The sequence below is a fragment of the Nocardia donostiensis genome (genome assembly GCF_002081715.1).
GTDB lineage: Bacteria > Actinomycetota > Actinomycetes > Mycobacteriales > Mycobacteriaceae > Nocardia > Nocardia donostiensis.
This window is the reverse complement of record NZ_MUKP01000062.1, coordinates 1-17,756: the sequence shown is the minus strand read 5'-3', so window position 1 is coordinate 17,756 and position 17,756 is coordinate 1. Positions and strand designations below refer to the sequence as shown.

Genomic DNA, 17,756 nt, shown 5'->3' with positions numbered 1-17,756 from the left:
CGGCCGCCCGCCACGCCCCACCAGCGGGTGCGGCGGCGACATCACGGCGCCGCGGATGCGCGGCGGCCCGCCGGGAACGCACCGCAAGCCCGGCCGCGAGCAGCGCCATCAGCGTGATCGCGAACACTGCATAGCCGAAGTAGAGCGTGTAGCAGGCGGCGGCGACACCGAGGAACAAACCAGTTCCGAGCACCGCACCCCAACCACCGGCAGTCCGGGCCTCCCCGCCCTCGACCGGTGCGGGCCGGTGCAGCGCACCCCACGCCAGCACCAGCACCGGCGGCAGCAGCACCGCGATAACCGCCCCATAAGCCTCCGGCGCCGCGTAGGTGACCGTCACCGCTGTCACCGCCGCCGCCACCCCCACCGCCCAGTCGGCGCGGATCAGCTTCGACCACAGCACCAGCGAAACCACCGCCGCCACCGCGATCGAACCGATGGCGTACGGCTTGAACGCCTCCCACCCGTCCATATCGAGCAGGTTCGCCACCCGGCCACCGACCCAGAACCACCCGGCCGGATAGAACGGCGGCACATCGGCATAGGTCATATCGCGCAGCGCGGCGCTGTCGGTGAGCCGGGTCAAGTACTCGGTCCGGAATTCCTGGTCGACCGAGATCCCGAACAGATACAGCTTGGTGGCGGCCAGCGGCATCCCGAGCGTTACCGTGACGAACGCGGAAATACCCGCCCACGACAGCAGCTTCGCCAGCCGACGGGCCCGCCGCAGGCGCAGCAGCGTGATCGACGCTGCGAGGAGCACCGCGGCCCCGACCTGCCCGACAGTGGTCAGGGCCCGCGTCACATTCGACGAATTGAACGCGGGCCAGGACACCAGCGAGAACGCGAAAAGCCCGACAGCAGCCACAACGATCGCCACCAAGGCGGCAAGAACCGCCTCACCAGCTCCGGAACCGGCCTGCCGCAACGCCAACACTGCTCGTCCGGCCCCGCGACCCGCACGTTGTTCCGCCACCGCTGCGCTCATCCCATCCACTCCAGCCGACCGGGTCAGATATTCACACACCACGACCCCGGATCGACGGTAGGCGCTATCGATCGGCAGTCGGGCGGCGCCACCGCGTCCGGGTGGCCGTGGCTCAGATGGGGAGTCTGCGGAAAATCGCGCGCGGCAGATGACGGAGCACGACCATCACGTAACGGAACGTGCCCGGCGCCCAGACGATTTCCTTACCCTTCTGCGACGCCGACACCGCCAACGCGGCGACATCCTCTTTGTTCACCGTCAGCGGAGCTTCCTTCACCCCCGCCGACATGCGTGTACGCACCTGTCCTGGGCGGATAACCAGCACCCGCGGGCCATGCGGCCGCAGTGCCTCCCCGAGCCCCAGATAGAACCCGTCCAACCCGGCCTTGGTTGAGCCGTACACGAAGTTCGAGCGACGCACCCGCTCCCCTGCAACCGAGGACATGGCGATGATCCGACCGAAGCCCTGCGCCTTCATCTTCTCGCCGATCAACACACCCACCGACACCGCGGCCGTGTAGTTGATCTCAGCGATCTGCACCGCTTTACGCTGGTTCTGCCATAGCTCCTCGGCATCGCCGAGCAAGCCGAACGCCACGATCGCGACATCCACATCGCCGCGATCCCACGCCGCCTCGATCACCTTCGGATGACTCTCGGTGTCGACGGCATCGAAATCGATGACCTCGACCTCGCTCGCCCCGGCCGATTTCATCTGAGCGACCGCATCGTCACGCAGCGGATCGCCGGGCAGCGCGGCCAGGACGATCCGCGCGGGCGCCTTCTGCAAATATTCGGCGCAGATCGCCAGACCGATCTCGGAGGTACCGCCCAGCAGCAGGATGGTCTGCGGGTTGCCAACGGCATTAATCACTGGAGCTCCAGCCTTCTCGCCATATCGGACATGAAAACGCCTGTGGGATCGACATTCCGGCGCACCTTGATCCACTCGTCGATCCGCGGGTACATCTTGTGGAACGTTTCGGCGTCGGTACGCGAATCCTTCGCGGTGTACAGCCGCCCGCCGAATTCCAGGACCCGCCGGTCCAGCTCCCGAACCAACTCGTTGAGCCCCGGCTTGACCGGGAAGTCGACGCAGATATTCCAACCGGGCATCGGGAAGCTCAGCGGCGCCTGGTTCCCTGGACCGAACAGCTTGAACACATTCAACGCCGAATAATGGCCGGAAGCCTGGATATCGATGATGATCCGCTTGAACTCCTCAACCGCTTCGACCGGCACCACGAACTGGTACTGCAGGAAACCGTTCGAGCCGTAGCCGCGGTTCCACTCCGCGATCATGTCCAGCGGATGATAGAACTGCGTCAGATTCTGCACCTTGCCGGTGTAGTTACCACCCATCCGGTAATACGCCTCGCCGATGGACATCAGCGTCAGCTTGTTCATCGTCCAGTTGGGGAAGATGTCCGGCACCGTCATCAACTGCGGCGCATCGAACTTCAGCGGCTTACTACGCAAGCGTTTCGGCAGCTCGTCCACCGTGGCCAACCGGCCGCGAGTGATGGTGGCCCTGCCGAGCTTCGGCAGCGGGCTGATCACATCGAACCAGGCACTCGAATACGTGTAGTTCGCTTCGCTGCCATCGCTGTGCGCCGCGATCGTCTCATCGAGCGTATCGGTTTTGACACCGTCATTGATGAAGTACGCCGTCTCCGTCGGCACCATCTGGATGGTCGCGCGCAGGATGATCCCGGTCAGCCCGTTACCGCCCACCGTCGCCCAGAACAGCTTCGTATTCCGCTTCGGCGTCACATGCTGCACCTGCCCATCGGCGGTCAGCAGATCGATCGACCGGACATGATTACCGAAACTGCCCTCGCTGTGATGATTCTTACCGTGGATATCGGAAGCGATCGCCCCACCCACCGTCACCTGGCGAGTCCCCGGCAACACCGGCACCCACAACCCGAACGGCAACGCCGCCTTCATCAACTGATCCAGGCTCACCCCGCCATCGACATCCACCAGATGGGTATCGCCATCGATACGGTGAATCCGATTCAGCGCCGTCATATCGACAACCAACCCGCCCGCATTCTGCGCGTGATCGCCATACGACCGGCCCAACCCGCGCGCGATAACACCGCGCCGCAGATGAGCAGGCTTGCTGTCATTATCCTCCGCGACCATGGCCACGGCCTTGGCGATCAACTCCGGATCGCTGGTCGAGAGCACTTCGGCAGAGGTGGCTGCGGTACGACCCCACCCGGTCAACGCCCGGGTGCGCGTAGGAAGCGCAAACGCCGCCCCGGCATCGCCGCCGGTAGAAGCGCTGTCTTCACTGGATGAGATAGCGGAGGTCGGAGCTTTCGTGGACATCGGCACATAGGCTACATGTATGGCCGCGCCTCCGGCGCGGCGTGTTCGCGGCCCCCCGGTGGCTCGCGTTTCCGCACCCGCGACTCGCGCCTTCGGCGCATGCGCTGCGGGTGCGAGTCGCGTGAGGTGAAACGCGAGCCATAAGGGGGCGCAAACCCCCGCATCGGAGACGCGGTAAATGGACACGGCAAAATCAACACAATGTCCGCTGAACCGCGTCCTTTGCCAGCTGAGATCCCGGTTGTTGATGAGCCAGGGGGGACCGATGTCGACCTGAAGACGCAGGTTGTCCGGTTCGTGGCCACCGGTGGATTGTCCGCGGTGGTGGATTTCGGGCTGTACACCTTGCTGCTGGGGGTGGCGGGGGTACCGGTGAATCCGGCTAAGGGTGTGGGGTTTGTGGCGGGGACTACGACGGCGTATCTGATCAACAGGCGGTGGACGTTCAAGGCGCCGCCGAGTCGGGCACGGTTCGCCGCTGTTGTGGTGTTGTATGCGGTGACGTTCGCGGTTCAGGTGGGGATCAACTGGGTGCTGTATCGGACGTTGCCGCAGGAGTGGTGGCGGGTGCCGTTGGCGTTCGTGGTGGCGCAGGGCACCGCCACTGTGATCAATTTCGTGGTGCAGCGGGCGGTGATCTTCAAGATCGGCCGGTGAGGTTGCGGCGAGGTGCGGAAACCGGAACCGCCGCGGCTCGATGGGGAACCGGCGACATCACAGCGATATAGCGGTCCGCTCAGGTGGCATCGAGCCGCGGCGGTCGGGGGTATCGGCGAACGGCTCAGCAGGCGACGCTGGTGAGCTGCCCGCGCTTGCTGGTGAGCTGCCCGCGCTTACGGGTGGCGGCGGCCCGGACGGCGGCGCTGATGGCGACGACCGGCGGGACCCAGCGGGCTTCGCTCGGGGCGACGCCCCAGCAGGCCGACCCGGCCGAGAGCTGCGTCGGCGGCAGCGGGATGCTCGCGCCGTCGGTGTGCACGGTCGCCCCCGCCTCGCGCAGCGCCTGCATGGCCATGGCGGCCTTGCGGACACCGGTCACCAAGTGGATCTCGCGGCGCTCGGTACCCGGGATCTCGATCACGGGGCCGGACAGGTTGTTGGCCCGCAAGAAACGCCGCACCGCGCCGGCCAGCTCCCCGGTGACCTCGATGGCGGACAGGTCCTCGTCGGTGACCAGGCACAGGCCGTTGACAGTTTCAGCGACCGTCCAGCCGCGCTGGGCGTAGTCCTGCGCAGCCGCGGACATGGTGTCCGCCGAGACGGAAGTCGGAAACGTCGTACGCACTGTTTTCTCCATTCCCCGGTATTTTTTCTCGTGCATTCACCGGTCGTATCGACGGCAGGCACCTCGAGCGTTACGCCGTTTCCGTAATTTTTTCGAGACTGTCGGGTTCGTCTCACCGGTCAGGTCTGAGCTATGGCCGCGCAAAGGGGAAAACCGCAGGTCAGGAGTCTGCTTTGAGTGGCGACGGGAGGACGGCCTTGCTATCTCGGCGAGTATTAGGGGTTGAGTTCACGCCTGCGTCTGTGCTGTGGGCGCGCGGTTCGTGTTTCCCCAGTCGGCGTGGGGGTTTCCGGCGTTCCGATCGCCCAGATCCCCAAGACCGTATCGCCCTCCCGCGAATCACCCCGCACCGAATCGGCTTGGTTGTGTCAGCGGCGTCTCTGCGTCAGTATCGGTGGCGAACACCGAAATCGTTGTAGAACAATGCCGTTCGGATGACAAGGGGGAACGCATGGGACTACCACCGGGCACGACCGGGTCGACCATGCCGCGACGCAGACTGGGCAGGCAGCTGCGGGATCTGCGTAATCGGGCCGGGATGACCACTCGGGTGGCGGCCCAGCGGCTGGAATGGTCCGAGGCGAAGATCTGGCGGATCGAAACCGGGCAGACATCGTTGCGCGGGCTGGATGTCGAGGCGATGTGCATGGTGTACGGCGCACCGGCCGAGGTGGTCGCACCACTGCGCGCACTGGCACGCGACACCAAGGCCCGCGGCTGGTGGACTGCCTACAACGAGGCGATCGGCGACGGTTTCGACGTCTACCTCGGTTTGGAGGAGGCCGCGACACGCTTGGCAGGCTACGAGGACCAGCTGATCCCGGGCCTACTGCAGACCGAGTCGTACACCAGGGCGCTGCTGCGGGCCGCTCGGCCGCAACTGACCCAGATCGAGATCGAACGCCGGGTCCGGCTGCGGATGGCCCGGCAGGCGTTGCTGACCCGCGAGCCGTCCGCGCCGTGCCTGGATGTGGTGATCGACGAGGCGGCGTTGCGGCGGCGTATCGGCGATGCCACGGTGGTCGCCGGGCAACTGGATCGGCTGCTGCGCGCAGATCAGCTGCCGAATGTGCGAATCCGGCTGCTGCCCAGCAACACCGGTTACCACCCCGGCAGCGAGACAGGTCGCTTTGTATTGTTGGAATTCGCCGCTGCCGCTGCGGGTCAGGCGCCGGAGCCGTCTGTGGTGTACGTGGAGGCATTCACCGGGCCGCAGTATCTGGACAAGGCGACCGATACCACCCGGTACCAGCAGGCTTTCGACGATTTCGACGCCGTGACCGTCGGTATCGCCGAAGGCGTGGACCGCGTACGGAAGGGTTGAAAACCGGCTGGCGCCAAACGGCTCAGCGGACGCTGGTCAGCGGGCGTGCAGCCGGGGCGCGGCGCGATCTTTGGGGGAGCGCAGATACGTCAACGGCCTGTCTGCCCGATCGGTGGTCGGCCAGACGATGCCGAGATCGGGATCGAAAGCGTCGATCTCGTGATCGAACTCCGGGGAGTACTCCAGCGAGCACAGGTAGGTGACGGTGGAGTCGTCCTCCAGCGACAGGATCGCATGGCCGAGCCCTTCGGACAGGAACACCGAGCGCCGGTCCACATCGTCGATCAACACGCTGTCCCAGCGGCCGAAGGTGGGCGAGTCCGGCCGTAGGTCGACGACGACGTCCAGGAACGCACCGCGCACACAGGTGACGTATTTCGCTTGGCCGGGTGGGTCGTCGGTGTAGTGGATACCGCGCAGCACCCCTGCCGCCGATACCGAGGTGTTCACCTGGAGCAGGTCGAACGGCCGGCCCGTCGCCTTCTGGAACTCTGTTGATTTGAAGGTCTCGGCGAACGTTCCGCGTTCGTCGCGCAGCAGGCGCGGCGAAAAAACCCACGCTCCCGGGACGGCGAGTTCGCTGATCTCCACGTTCACCAACCTCTTCCACGCTCGAGCAGGTCGAGCAGATAACGGCCGTAACCGGAGCGGACCAGCTGGTCGGCGAGCGCGCACAGCTGCGCGTCGTCGATGAAGCCCATCCGCCAGGCGACCTCCTCGGGAGCCCCGATCTTGAGGCCCTGCCGTTCCTCGATGGTACGCACGTAGTTCGCCGCGTCGAGCAAGGAATCGAAGGTGCCCGTGTCCAGCCAGGCGGTGCCGCGGGCCAGTACGTCGACCCGCAGCTTGCCCGCCTCCAGGTAGGCGCGGTTGATATCGCTGATCTCGTATTCGCCGCGAGCCGACGGCCGCAAGCCGCGCGCGATCTCCACGACGTCGTTGTCGTAGAAGTACAGCCCAGGGATGGCGTAGTTGGAGCGGGGCGCTTTCGGTTTCTCCTCGATGGAGACCGCGCGTCCGTCGACGAACTCGATAACCCCGTATGCGCCGGGATCGGAGACCCGGTAGGCGAATACCGCGCCGCCGTCGATATCGAGGAAACGGCCGAGGCTGGTGCCGAGGCCGGGCCCGTGGAAGATATTGTCGCCGAGCACCAACGCCACCCGGTCGTCGCCGATATGGTCGGCGCCGAGCACGAAAGCCCTGGCCAGACCATCCGGGTGGGGCTGGACCACATAGCTGATCGCGATCCCGAACTGGCTACCGTCGCCGAGCAGCCGGATGAAGGATTCCGCGTCCTCTGGAGTGGTGATCACCAAGATGTCGCGGATACCGGCCAGCATCAGGGTGGACAGCGGATAGTAGACCATCGGTTTGTCATAGACCGGGACCAGCTGTTTGCTCACGCCGCGGGTGATCGGGTGCAACCGGGACCCGGTGCCGCCGGCCAGAATGATTCCGCGCATGTCTGCCGAGTCTGCCAGTTGCCCGTACTTCGGCTGCTGGGAGGTTCCGGGTCGAGCTCGAATCGGTCGCGACGCGTGGTGCCGAGTGTGGTGCGCGACGAAAACGGGCATTCACATCTATTCCGATCAGCGTCGATCGCGGGAACCGGTGCCCGGTCTGCACATCGGCGCGGCAGCGTGAGGTAGGTGCGCGATGGCAGTGATGAAGGGGCCTGGTGTCGTGGTGAATCCCGGTGGGCCGAGCGCACCGGGGTTGGTCATGGAGGCGGGGCTCCGCGGGGTGTTGCGGGTGCTACCGATCAACCGAGTGACCATCCCGGTAGCTGCGACGGCGATCGACGCATTGGCGCGGCTGCGGCCGGAGCCGCAAGGAATCGACCGAGAGCAGGTGGTGCTGGGCGGTTTCCGCCTCGAAATCGTCCGCCCGGCCGGTGCGGCGCGCACACTCCGCCATGGTGCGGTGCTGTATGTACACGGCGGGGGTTTCACCGTCTATAAACTTCACGGTCTGCGCACCCATCGGCCGGTCGTGGCCGCGCTGGCGCGCCGTACCGAACTGCCGGTGGTCAATGTCGAGTACCGGCAGCTGCCGGTGACCTCGGTCGCCGATTCGGTGACCGATTGCCTGACCGCCTACCAGTGGCTGCTGCAGCATGGAGTCGACCCGGCACGGATCGTGGTGGCCGGTGACTCGGCGGGCGGTTTCCTTGCGTTCAGCATGGCGCTGCGCGCCCTCGGTCACGGCCTGCCCGCCCCGGCCGGGCTGCTCGGGCTGAGTCCACTGCTCGATCTCGACCACGCCGCGAAGCAGGCCTACGAACATGCCGCCACCGACGCCTACCTACCGCTGTCGGCGCTGGCTGGGCTGTTGACGAAGGTGCGGATCGGCGCCGAGCGTGACGGCACGCTCGATCCGGTGCTCTCGCCGGTCGACGCCGAGCTCACAGGTCTGCCGCCGGTGCTGCTGATCGCCGCGGAACGGGAGATGCTGCGTCACGACAGCGAGCTCATGGCCAGCAAGCTCACCGCGGCGGGAGTGCCGAATTCGCTGGAGCTGTGGCGCGGCGTGGTGCACGACTTCATGTGTATCGCCCCCGGCCTGCCCGAATCGCGGGGTGCGCTGGCACGGGCGTCGCGGTTCATCCGAGCCAGGGTGGCCGAATCCGAGCAGGCCCGCACCGCGTGAGGCATCCGGATCACGCAGCACCGCACGCGCGCAGGTCGTAAGGTCGAAGGGTGCGATTGCTTGTGACCGGCGGAGCCGGATTCATCGGTGCGAACTTCGTTCAGCACACCGTCGCCGAACGCCCGGGCGTCTCGGTGACGGTCCTCGACGCACTCACCTATGCAGGTAACCGCACCTCGCTGGATCCGGTCGCCGACCGGATCGAGTTCGTGCACGGCGATATCGCCGATCTGGATCTGGTCGACGGTCTGGTCAGCGGCTCGGACGCGGTGGTGCATTTCGCCGCCGAATCGCATAACGACAATTCGCTGGCCGAGCCGTGGCCGTTCCTGCAGACCAATATCATCGGCACCTATTCGCTACTGGAGGCGGTGCGCAGACACGATGTGCGCTACCACCATGTCTCCACTGACGAAGTGTACGGCGATCTCACCCCTGATGCCCCGGCGTTCACCGAGCTCACCGCCTACAACCCGTCCAGTCCGTACTCGGCGACCAAGGCGGCCAGCGATATGTTGGTGCGGGCCTGGGTGCGTTCTTTCGGGGTGCCTGCCACATTGTCCAACTGCTCCAACAACTATGGGCCGTACCAGCATGTGGAGAAGTTCATTCCCCGCCAGATCACCAATCTGATCGACGGGGTGCGGCCCCGGCTCTACGGCGGCGGGCATCAGGTGCGGGATTGGATTCACGTCGACGATCACAACCGCGCCGTCTGGGAGGTGCTGGAACGCGGGCGGATCGGGCAGACCTACCTGATCGGTGCCAACGGTGAACTGGACAACAAGACAGTGGTGCAGATGATCCTCGCCGCCTTCGGCCGTGACCCCGACGACTTCGACCATGTCACCGACCGAGCAGGCCACGATCAGCGTTACGCCATTGATGCGTCACTGCTGCGCACCGAACTCGGCTGGACACCGCGCTACGCCGATTTCGCCGCCGGACTGGCCGCGACCATCGACTGGTACCGGGAGAACGAGTCCTGGTGGCGGCCAGACAAGGCCGCCACCGAACGGGCCTACGCTGAGGCAGGCGAGGTCGCGATCAGCCCTACCTGGTGACTCAGCCCCACACGATGACGTAGTACTTGGCGATTGCCGCGATCAACGCGATCGAGGTCGCGGCAATAACCGTGACCACGGCATACTGGCCCGGCGCCGCATCACCCGGGCCGCGTAGCCGCACCGGCATCCAGCGCAGCAGCACCGCGAACGAGACGATGGCCAGCGGGACGAAGTAGCGCCCCTGCACGCCGTCGATAATGAAGTAGCCGACCGGCGTGAACGACATGTGCAGGGTTACGTACACCATGGCCACACTCGCCGCCATAGCCAGCGCGACCAGCAGGGTGCGCCGGAAATCAGGTTTGCTGAACCGATCGGCGATGCCGACGCTGATGGCGAACGCGAGCAGGCAGGTCACGATGGTCAAGGCGGGCACGTCCACGTAGGCGAAACCGAGTTCGCCGAAGAACTCGGTGAACCACTCCTGGTCACGGCGCATGATGCTCTCGCCGAAAACACCGAGGAAGCCGAGCGGGTCGGTGAGGATGCCGGTGAGCTGTTCGCCCGGATTCACCGTGTACCACTGGTGCGGGGGCCGCATCAGGCTCATCCCGTCGCCGGTCGGTGCAGCGATCCGCATCCACAGCCCGAACGCGACTGCGCCGATGACCGCGAACACCCACGGAATCCAGCGCTGCCAGCCGGTGAAACCGAAACGTTTCGCGGGGATCAACACCACCAGCATTGCCAGGATCACGTAGGTCGGTTTGCTCAACGGCAGCAGGATCGTCGCGGCCAGCATAGCGGCGGTTTCGGCCCGCCCCAGGCGATCGCCGAGGAACAGCGCCTTCACCAGCAGCGCCGAGACTCCGATTGCGAGCGCGTTGGTCACCGTATCGGCGGTGACCGTTCCCGCCTGGAACACCGCGATCGGCAGCACCGCGACGGTGAACGCCAGCCACTGGATCCGGTACGCACGCAACGCCCACAGCGCGAAACCGACCACCACGATATAGGTGAGCAGACCGGCGAGCCTGGTCAGCAGCACCACCGCGCCGACATCCGCGCCTGCCGCCTCCGCCAATCGGATACCGATCGCGGACGGAGCATAGGGCACGGGGGAGTAAGCGGAAGTGTTGGTGAACCAGACCTGTGCGGTATCGGAACTGACTGCGGCGGAACCGAGCCGGTCGTATTCGGCGGGGTCGGCGACCATCGGCGCCGGTTCCGGCGGATTGTCCTGATAGTCGTGGAACGCATATGTCATCAACGCATCGATCGAGGCCGGGACCGGGCCGCCGTAGGCGACACCGCGGTCGTCCTCGATCTGCGCTGGCGCGAAACCACCGTGGGCCACCTGGTAGGCGCGGCCGAACTGGGTGATCTCGTCATGTCCCCAGAACGGCGGCGTCAATACCGCGAAGGTCGCGCCGAAAATGGCGGTGATCAGGGTGAACACGAGGGTGGCCGCGCCGAATCTTGCGATCAGCCGGTCACCGAAACGACGGACGCCGCGCAGCCGCCCGGATGTCTCGGCGGCTGGCTCGATGTCGCTGAGTTCGGCGCTCGTGGTCTTCGTGTCGGCAGTCTGTACGCCAGCGGTCTGTACGTCGACGGGCTCGGTGCCTCCGGTCTCGGCGGCGGGCTTGGTGGCGCCCGGGGCTTCCGTCGCACCTCCGGCCGGTGCCGTGTCGCCGCTGGCGGTGTGCTCCTCGTCGGCTGTCCGGGGTTCCGTCGTCGCATCGGGTCCGGCCGACCGTGTCGCCTCGATCTCGCCGCTACTATGTTGTTTCTCGCCTGCGCCGCCGGACTGCGCGGCCGACGAGTCGGCGCCGGGCGATGGGGCCGAGTCGTCCTTGTCGGTGCCCCGGCCAGCGGAAGTGGTCAACGCTGGTCCTCATCGTTCGTGCCGGGACGGGGCCCGTACCAGGGAGCGGCGTAGCGCAGATAGACCAGTCGCGAGGTTTCGTGCCGTGACCTGCGGATACCGTCGAGAATGAGCCCTGCGGTCCAGGCCAGGCAGCCCAGTAGCAGCAAGGTGAACGCCAAGAACAGCGTCGGGAACCGGGGCACCTGGTGGGTGTTGTAGAACTCGATCACGATCGGCACCGTCAGCACCACCGCCAGAATCCAGCTCAGCGTGCCGAACAGCCCGTAGAAGGCGACCGGCCGTTCATGCCGGGCCAGGCCGATGATCAGGGCCAGGATCTTGAACCCGTCGTGGTAGGTGCGCAGTTTGCTTTCGCTGCCCGCGGGACGATCCCGGAAGCCGACCGGCACCGCGGTCTGCGGCACCCGCAGATGCAGCGAATGCACGGTGAGCTCGGTTTCGATCTCGAACTCGCGCGAGACCGCGGGGAAACTTTTGACGAAGCGGCGCGAGAACACCCGGAAGCCGCTGAGCATATCTTCGACGTTCTCGCCGAACACTTTGCCGACCACGCCGTTGAGCACCTTGTTGCCGGTCTCGTGACCCGCCCGGTACGCCGAAGCGCCCTCGTTCTGCTTCCGAACGCCAAGCACATGATCGTACGGCCCGTCGAGCAGCGTTTTGATCATCAGCGGCGCGGCCGATGCCTCGTACGTGTCGTCGCCGTCGATCATCAGGTACACGTCGGCTTCGATATCGGCGAAGGCACGGCGCACCACGTTGCCCTTGCCCTTCGCATGCTCGGTGCGCACGATCGCGCCCGCCTCCCGCGCCCGTTCGGCGGTCGCGTCGGTGCTCAGGTTGTCGTAAACGTAGACAACGATTCCCGGCACGGCGGCCTGCAGGTCGTTGACGACCTTGGCGACCGAAGCCTCTTCGTTGTGGCAAGGGACCACGGCGGCAATACGAAGCTCGGTGGAGTCCACCCGGGTCAGTCCTCGATGTCGGCTGGAAAGGGAACACCGGGAGATTACAGGGTCTGCGCCGCGGCGACCGGTCGAGGTGGCTGAGGTACCGTCGGCCCGTGCCAAGCAGTGAGTCTTCGCCTGCCCCGGCCGAGTCCGGCGTCTCGACCGGTTCTGCAACCCCGGCCGAACCCGGCCCGCAGGACCGGTCGCTGTCCGGAAAGGTGTTCACCGCGCTGCGGCGGGGCGGGGCCTTCCTCGTGGTCGGTGCGATCGGTTTCGTGGTCGATGCGGGTACCTATAACCTGCTCGTCTTCTGGGGCGGCGAGGGTGTTCTGTATAATGCGCCGCTGGCAGCCAAGATCATCGCGATCGGCGTCGCCACGGTGGTCACCTACTTCGGCAACAAATGGTGGACCTTCTCGCATAAACAGTCTGGCAATCCGGGCCGGGAGTATCTGCTGTATGCGGCCTTCAATGTAGTCGCGATCGCCTTGCAGCTGGGGTGCCTCGGTTTTTCCCGTTACGTGCTGGATCTGTCCAGTCCGCTGTCGGACAACATCTCGGGCACGCTGATCGGCCAGATCGTCGCGGTGTTGTTCCGCTATTGGGCCTATGACAAGTTCGTATTCACCGACGGGCCCGCTCGTAAAGTTGCCGAACGGGCGCACGGCGTGGCTGATTGATATCCTCGCTCCCGCCGCGAACGGTATTCAGGGGCGTGTCTGTCCCGTCGGAACAATGAGGAATTTCGAGGACTTCATGGACCAGTCGGCTACCCAGGCCGTTACCGAAACGAACGATCGCTCGTCGGGCGCGCCGGAGGCGCTGCGCTCGGACCGTAGAGCGCCGGACCGGCTGGTGCTGCAGCGCGGTATCTTCACCGGCCCGTCGGCGAAGGTGAACGACGAGCTGTACGCGGTCGTGAAGGGCAAATCGACCAGGGAACGGCTGAGTATCCGTTTGGACAAGGGTGCGACCGCGCACACCAACACCTACTTCGGCCGGTTCGCGGCCAGCTACTGGCAGCGCTGGACCACCGTCACCGAGGTCACGGCGTCGATGGTGCTCGATATCGCGAAGAAGGCGCGAGTCAGGATCGTCGCCTCCGATATCGCGGGTCACCGGCGCATCATCGGATCCGCCGATGTGAACGGCAGCGGGCCGCTGACGCTCACCGCCCCGCTGGACCAGTACGTCGACGGCGGCGCGCTGTGGCTGGAGTTCGATGCGGTCGGCGGCGAACTGGCGATCTCGGATCTGACCTGGACTACGAGCGCCCCCGAGCGGGTGCGCCCGGTGGCCATCGCCATCTGCACGTTCAACCGGGCCGAGGACTGCGCGCACACTGTGGCAGCCCTGGCCTCGGATCCGGCTGTGCTGGATGTCATCGACGCGGTGTATGTCGTCGACCAGGGCACCGACCTGGTGCAGGATCGTCCGCTGTACCAGCAGACACGGCCCGCGTTCGGCGACAAGCTGCGCTATATCCGGCAGCCGAACCTCGGGGGGGCGGGCGGTTTCACCCGCGGGCTGTACGAGGTATCTGCCGCCAACGAGCACGCCGACGTCATCCTGATGGACGACGACATCCTCTGCGAACCCGAGACGGTGCTGCGGCTCAACGCCTTCGCCAACCTCACCGTGGAACCGACCCTGGTTGGCGCGCAGATGCTGTATCTGCTCAACCCCGACTATCTCAATGTCGGCGCCGAGGAGGTGCATCTGCACAAGCTCAGCCACGGCCAGCGGGTGCCGAAGGCGCTGCGCAATACCAGCATGCTCAAACGCAATCAGGAGCGGCGCGTCGACGCAGGCTACAACGCCTGGTGGACCTGCCTGATCCCGGCCGAGGTGGTCGCGAAGATCGGTTTGCCGCTCCCGATCTTCTTCCAGTGGGACGACGTCGAGTACGGTGTTCGCGCCCGGGAACACGGCTTCGTGACGGTGACGCTGCCGAATGCCGCGGTATGGCACGCCGATTTCTACTGGAAGGATTTCGACGATTGGGCGCGTTATTTCAGCACCCGCAATTCCCTGATCGTCGGCGCGTTGCACACCGACCTCGACGGTAGAGCTATTACCAAGCAACTGTTCCGCAATCTCGCCGAACACCTTGTTGCTATGCAATACGGGCTCGTGCATACCACTCTGCAGGGAATCGAGGACTTCCTGCGTGGGCCGCAGATTTTGCGTGACGGCGGTATCGAGGCATTGGCGCGGGCGCGTTCCACGCGCGCCGATTACCCGGAAACGATCAAACATCCTGCTGCGAATCCCCCGGTACCGTCCGCGCATATTCGTGTGCGCCGCGCGGGAGGCGAGCCGAGCAGGCTGACCGCGGTGCTGATCAAACGGGCCATTGCTCAGTGGACCGGCCGGACTCAGCACGGCCTGATCGGCGTCACCCGCGAGGATGCGCACTGGTGGCATGTCTCGCTGTTCGACCATGTCGTGGTGACCGATGCCTCCCAGTCCGGGGTCCGGGTCCGCCGCCGGGACAAGGCGACCGCCCGCAAGCTGCTGCTGCGCACCTTCCGGGTGCTGCGCAGGCTGCGCCAGGAATTGCCCACGTTGCAGGAGCAGTACCGCGCGGCTGTGCCGGATCTCACCAGCCGCGCCAACTGGGAGCGGCTGTACGGCATCGACCGCGGCTGAACCGATATCGGCGCACGGAAAGCTGTTTGTGAGCGTGTGCAGGTTGGTTGCCAGCCGGTAGCGGGTGTGAGACCTTGGAACGGAGCCCCGACAAGGCGGCTTCCGGACGAGGGGTGCCGTACCCGGTGTGCGACAAGACGGCCCGCAGGAGGCTGTGATGTCGTGGCTCGTTCTGGTGCTTTCGGGCGTTCTGGAGTCGGTCTGGGCGACCGCACTGGGCAAATCGGAAGGGTTCACCCGGTTGGGGCCGTCGGTGCTCTTCTTCGTTGCGCTGGCGATGAGCATGGCGGGACTGGCCTATGCGATGCGGGAGCTGCCGGTGGGCACCTCGTATGCGGTGTGGGTGGGGATCGGTGCAGTGCTCACCGTGGTGTACGCGATGGCCACCGGGGAAGAAAGCGTAGCCGTATTGAAGGTGGCGTTCCTGACCATGATCGTCGGCGGTGTGGTCGGGCTGAAGTTGATCCACTGACCCGCACCTCGCTCGTCGGAAAGGCTCGGCGTGCCGGCTCCGAGCCGACGGCGGACGCCAACGCGCTGTTGTCGTGGCGTCCGCCGTACCGATCAGAGGAACAGATCGGTGGTGAGCGGGCCGTCGCCCGGGGTCACCCGGTACTTGTCCAGGTCGGTGATGCCGTGCGCGGCCAGTACGTCGTCGTCGATGAAGAAGTTGCCGGTCGTCTCCGCGGCCGGTGAAGTGAGCACCAGGTAGGCGGCATCGGCGTAGATGTCCGGGGTGCGTGAGGTGGCCACCATTTCCTCCCCGCCGAGCAGGTTGCGCACTGCCGCGGTGGCGATGGTGGTGCGCGGCCACAGCGAGTTCACGCCGATGCTGTACTTCTTCAACTCCTCGGCCAGGCCGAGGGTGGTCAGCGACATGCCGTATTTGGCGATGGTGTAGCCGAGCGAGGAACCGGCCCATTTCGGGTCCAGGTTCAGCGGCGGCGACAGGGTGAGGATATGCGGGTTGCGGCCGGCAGCTGCGGATTCGCGTAGCGCCGGGATGGACAGCTTCGACAGCAGGAAACTGCCGCGGCAGTTGATGTCCTGCATCAGGTCGTATTTCTTCATCGACAGGTCCTCGGTGGGGGACAGGTCGATGGCGGAGGCGTTGTTGACCACGATATCGATGCCGCCGAACCGTTCCACGGTCAGCCGCACTGCTTCGGCGACGGAGTTATCGATGCGGACATCGCCGACGAATGGCAGCACCACGCCGCCTGCTGCTTCGAGTTCGGCGGCAGCGGTGTGGATGGTGCCGGGCAGTTTGGGGTGCGGCTGATCGGTTTTGGCGATGAGGGTGATGTTCGCGCCGTCGGCGGCGGCCCGTTTGGCGATTTCCAGACCGATGCCACGGCTACCGCCCGACATGATCACCGTTCTACCGGCCAGCGGCTTGGTCCCGGGGTTCGTCATGTGCTGCTCCTGTCGTCTCGGCCGCGCGGTATTCGGCACCGGCGGCGATCGGCATCTCGACACCAAGCGTAAACCCGGAAAATATGCACCCAGTTGCATAGAGGGCGGTAGATCGGGGCGCCGGTGTTCCCGACGCCCCGATCAGGTCGAGGTCGGCTGACGCCACCCCATTGCAGATCCGCGACCAGGTCTCGGCGACCCACTCCGACCCGGCCCGCGCCGCCCACCTCAGCGGCGGTTGTCGCGTTCGCGATAGTGCCTGCGCTGCTGTTTGCTTACACTGCGCCAGAACCGATCCCGCTCCGCTTGGAGCCGTTTATCGGTACGCGCCGCCTGCCATTCGTTTTCCCGGGCCAGTTTGCGGTAGCTGTCGAGCCTGCGCTGAGTCAGCTCCCCACTGTCGATCGCTGCCCGCACCGCGCAACCCGGTTCGTCGTTGTGCGCGCAGTCGCGGAAACGGCAAGTTGCTGCGATCGATTCGAGATCGCTGAAGGTTTTCTCGAGTCCGTCCGCGGCATCCCACAGCCCTACTCCACGCAGGCCGGGCGTATCAATGAGGGTGCCGCCACCGGGCAGCGGCCGTAACTCTCGATGCACGGTCGTATGCCTGCCCTTCTTGTCCGTGACGCGAACGGCGTCGGTGGCGAACACTTCTTCGCCGAGCAAGGTGTTGGCCAGCGTCGACTTGCCCGCGCCTGACGACCCGATCAGCGCGACCGTCCCGTCGAGCACCGCAGTCAGCACGTCGATCCCGATACCGGCGGTAGCGCTCACCGCGAGTACCGGCGCGCCCGGCGCGACCGCCCGCACCTCGTCCATCGGCAGATACTCGGCCGCATCGGTTTTGGTGAGAACAACCACCGGTTGCGCATTGCTCTCCCACGCCAAGGCGAGCATTCGTTCGATCCGCGCCAGGTCGACATCACCGTCGGCCGCGATGCAGAGCAGCACGGTGTCCACATTGGCGGCGAGCACCTGCCCCTGCGAAGTGCGCGAGGCGCTCGAACGTAGGATCGCCGACCACCGCGGCAGCAGCCTGCGCACCTGCCACTCCTCGTCGACCACCACCCAGTCACCGGTGCACAGCCCGCTGACCTCGGAGTCCGACCGCGGGCACCGCGCCCGCGCGGGCCCGGCAGGCGTCGCGACATCGCATTCACCACGGTCCATCCGCACGATGCGCGCGGGAAAACCGTCTTCGGAAATCATCGAGCGGTAACGCTCGGAAACGGCCTCGGTCCAGCCGTAGGG

The 17,756-nt window shown here is 65.8% G+C and carries 17 protein-coding genes and 1 riboswitch; of the genes, 7 read left to right on the top strand and 10 right to left on the bottom strand.

Going from position 1 to position 17,756, the window contains the following annotated elements; genetic code table 11:
• The 3 genes from B0T44_RS24410 to dprE1 all read right to left on the bottom strand — a co-directional run.
• Positions 1 to 988, bottom strand: a 988-nt coding sequence (locus B0T44_RS24410; protein ID WP_176219236.1) for an arabinofuranosyltransferase, incomplete at its 3' end; no start/stop codon positions are given.
• 112 nt (positions 989 to 1,100) lie between these two features.
• Positions 1,101 to 1,862, bottom strand: coding sequence for a decaprenylphospho-beta-D-erythro-pentofuranosid-2-ulose 2-reductase (dprE2, locus tag B0T44_RS24405; RefSeq protein ID WP_077120727.1), 762 nt, complete (start codon positions 1,860 to 1,862; stop codon positions 1,101 to 1,103).
• A complete protein-coding gene (dprE1, locus tag B0T44_RS24400) occupies positions 1,859 to 3,328 on the bottom strand; it encodes a decaprenylphosphoryl-beta-D-ribose oxidase (RefSeq protein ID WP_245839357.1) in 1,470 nt (489 codons plus the stop codon). The genes dprE2 and dprE1 overlap by 4 nt, the downstream gene beginning before the upstream one ends.
• Positions 3,329 to 3,529: 201 nt before the next feature.
• Between dprE1 and B0T44_RS24395 the strand changes: the two genes are divergently transcribed.
• Entirely contained in the window at positions 3,530 to 3,985 is a 456-nt protein-coding gene (locus B0T44_RS24395) for a GtrA family protein (protein ID WP_077120729.1), read from the top strand.
• A 124-nt stretch (positions 3,986 to 4,109) separates the two neighbouring features.
• Here the strand turns inward: B0T44_RS24395 and B0T44_RS24390 are convergent, their stop codons facing one another.
• Positions 4,110 to 4,613 carry a hypothetical protein gene (locus B0T44_RS24390; protein WP_077120849.1) on the bottom strand — a complete coding sequence of 168 codons (504 nt, stop codon included), beginning with the start codon at positions 4,611 to 4,613 and terminating at the stop codon, positions 4,110 to 4,112.
• 451 nt (positions 4,614 to 5,064) lie between these two features.
• Here B0T44_RS24390 and B0T44_RS24385 point away from each other — a divergent pair, with 451 nt between their 5' ends.
• Complete coding sequence (locus B0T44_RS24385) at positions 5,065 to 5,937, top strand: helix-turn-helix domain-containing protein (protein ID WP_077120731.1); 873 nt, start codon at positions 5,065 to 5,067, stop codon at positions 5,935 to 5,937.
• Between the two features lie 36 nt (positions 5,938 to 5,973).
• Here the strand turns inward: B0T44_RS24385 and B0T44_RS24380 are convergent, their stop codons facing one another.
• Positions 5,974 to 6,528, bottom strand: a complete 555-nt coding sequence (locus B0T44_RS24380; RefSeq protein ID WP_077120851.1) for a dTDP-4-dehydrorhamnose 3,5-epimerase family protein — start codon at positions 6,526 to 6,528, stop codon at positions 5,974 to 5,976.
• Between the two features lie 2 nt (positions 6,529 to 6,530).
• Positions 6,531 to 7,403, bottom strand: coding sequence for a glucose-1-phosphate thymidylyltransferase RfbA (gene rfbA / locus B0T44_RS24375; RefSeq protein ID WP_077120733.1), 873 nt, complete (start codon positions 7,401 to 7,403; stop codon positions 6,531 to 6,533).
• Positions 7,404 to 7,596: 193 nt separating this feature from the next.
• On the opposite strand from rfbA, the gene B0T44_RS24370 reads away from it, so the two are divergent.
• On the top strand, positions 7,597 to 8,589 hold the full coding sequence (locus tag B0T44_RS24370) for an alpha/beta hydrolase (RefSeq protein ID WP_077120735.1): 993 nt from the start codon (positions 7,597 to 7,599) through the stop codon (positions 8,587 to 8,589).
• Positions 8,590 to 8,639: 50 nt separating this feature from the next.
• Positions 8,640 to 9,653, top strand: coding sequence for a dTDP-glucose 4,6-dehydratase (gene rfbB / locus B0T44_RS24365; RefSeq protein ID WP_077120737.1), 1,014 nt, complete (start codon positions 8,640 to 8,642; stop codon positions 9,651 to 9,653).
• A gap of 1 nt (position 9,654) precedes the next feature.
• On the opposite strand, the gene B0T44_RS24360 is transcribed toward rfbB, so the two are convergent.
• Positions 9,655 to 11,484 (bottom strand): DUF2142 domain-containing protein, encoded by a 1,830-nt coding sequence (locus B0T44_RS24360; RefSeq protein ID WP_254854238.1) that lies wholly within the window; start codon positions 11,482 to 11,484, stop codon positions 9,655 to 9,657.
• Positions 11,481 to 12,452: a glycosyltransferase gene (locus tag B0T44_RS24355; RefSeq protein ID WP_077120739.1), complete on the bottom strand. Its 972-nt coding sequence runs from the start codon at positions 12,450 to 12,452 to the stop codon at positions 11,481 to 11,483. Before B0T44_RS24355 ends, B0T44_RS24360 begins: the two co-directional genes overlap by 4 nt.
• 203 nt (positions 12,453 to 12,655) lie before the next feature.
• On the opposite strand from B0T44_RS24355, the gene B0T44_RS24350 reads away from it, so the two are divergent.
• From B0T44_RS24350 to B0T44_RS24340, 3 genes are all read left to right on the top strand, one after another.
• Positions 12,656 to 13,117 carry a GtrA family protein gene (locus B0T44_RS24350; protein WP_245839361.1) on the top strand — a complete coding sequence of 154 codons (462 nt, stop codon included), beginning with the start codon at positions 12,656 to 12,658 and terminating at the stop codon, positions 13,115 to 13,117.
• A 76-nt stretch (positions 13,118 to 13,193) separates the two neighbouring features.
• Positions 13,194 to 15,089, top strand: coding sequence for a glycosyltransferase (locus tag B0T44_RS24345; RefSeq protein ID WP_077120857.1), 1,896 nt, complete (start codon positions 13,194 to 13,196; stop codon positions 15,087 to 15,089).
• Between the two features lie 79 nt (positions 15,090 to 15,168).
• Positions 15,169 to 15,236, top strand: a riboswitch (guanidine-III (ykkC-III) riboswitch).
• Between the two features lie 10 nt (positions 15,237 to 15,246).
• Positions 15,247 to 15,561 carry a DMT family transporter gene (locus tag B0T44_RS24340; protein ID WP_077120742.1) on the top strand — a complete coding sequence of 105 codons (315 nt, stop codon included), beginning with the start codon at positions 15,247 to 15,249 and terminating at the stop codon, positions 15,559 to 15,561.
• Between the two features lie 92 nt (positions 15,562 to 15,653).
• On the opposite strand, the gene B0T44_RS24335 is transcribed toward B0T44_RS24340, so the two are convergent.
• On the bottom strand, positions 15,654 to 16,505 hold the full coding sequence (locus B0T44_RS24335) for an SDR family oxidoreductase (protein ID WP_077120744.1): 852 nt from the start codon (positions 16,503 to 16,505) through the stop codon (positions 15,654 to 15,656).
• 228 nt (positions 16,506 to 16,733) lie between these two features.
• Positions 16,734 to 17,756, bottom strand: a 1,023-nt coding sequence (rsgA, locus tag B0T44_RS24330) for a ribosome small subunit-dependent GTPase A (RefSeq protein WP_254893711.1), incomplete at its 5' end; no start/stop codon positions are given.